The following is a 716-nucleotide window of genomic DNA, read 5'->3' as shown; positions in this document are numbered from 1 at the left end:
GCGCGAGGATGCCCACCGCGAGAAGCACGAGACACGGCAGGCAGTAGATCACGGCATAGCCCGCCAGCACGAGCAGACCCGTCCCGGGGTCGACACCCGTGCTCACCATTCGTTCGATCGCGATGAAGTACGGGAAGGCGTTGGGAAGGTCTGCCGCGGTGAGGAGCATCCCGAACGGCAGCACCCTCCACGCCGTGAACCAGGACGGCAGGCTGATGGTCCGCCGCGGGCGTTCCCGGAAGCGACGGAGACCAGCTACGACGAGCGCGATTCCCGCCGCACCGAACGCCACGAACCGGAGAGCCGCGATGATCCCGTCGATGGCACCAGCGGCCGCACCGGCACTCAGGAACAAACCCGCCCCGACGCCGAAGACCGTCGACGCCGCTCCGACGACAGCAGCACCCGCGACGAGGCCCGGACGCCGCGGCGCCGCGATCAGCACGAGCGTCACCGCGGCGATGGTCGCAGGGTTCAACGAGTCGAGGAGCGCGAGGCCGGCGATGCCGACCAGAAGGGCCCCGCTCACCGACGTGGCCCGCGGTCCGAGCGGGGCGCCGTGAGAAAGCCCAGCAGATCATCGATGGCCTGGGTATCCGTGTCGACTCCGGCGACCGCATTGGCGACGAGCGCATCCCCCACCAATCGGATCACTCGCGCTTGCACGGGATCCCCGACTTCGTCCTCGATCATCCTCTCCCATCGGACGAGGGCGT

General features: G+C 69.1%; 2 protein-coding genes. Both read right to left on the bottom strand.

All coding sequences use genetic code 11. From position 1 onward, the window contains the following. A partial coding sequence (locus AC4FQ5_RS19720; protein ID WP_491146261.1) for a GAP family protein occupies positions 1-529 on the bottom strand: 529 nt, incomplete at its 3' end. Next, the coding region (locus tag AC4FQ5_RS19715; RefSeq protein WP_491146258.1) for a hypothetical protein at positions 526-716 on the bottom strand (191 nt) is incomplete at its 5' end. The genes AC4FQ5_RS19720 and AC4FQ5_RS19715, both read right to left, overlap by 4 nt.

It is taken from the genome of Chryseobacterium sp. DT-167 (genome assembly GCF_058310155.1).
This window is presented reverse-complemented; position numbering and strand designations above follow the sequence as displayed.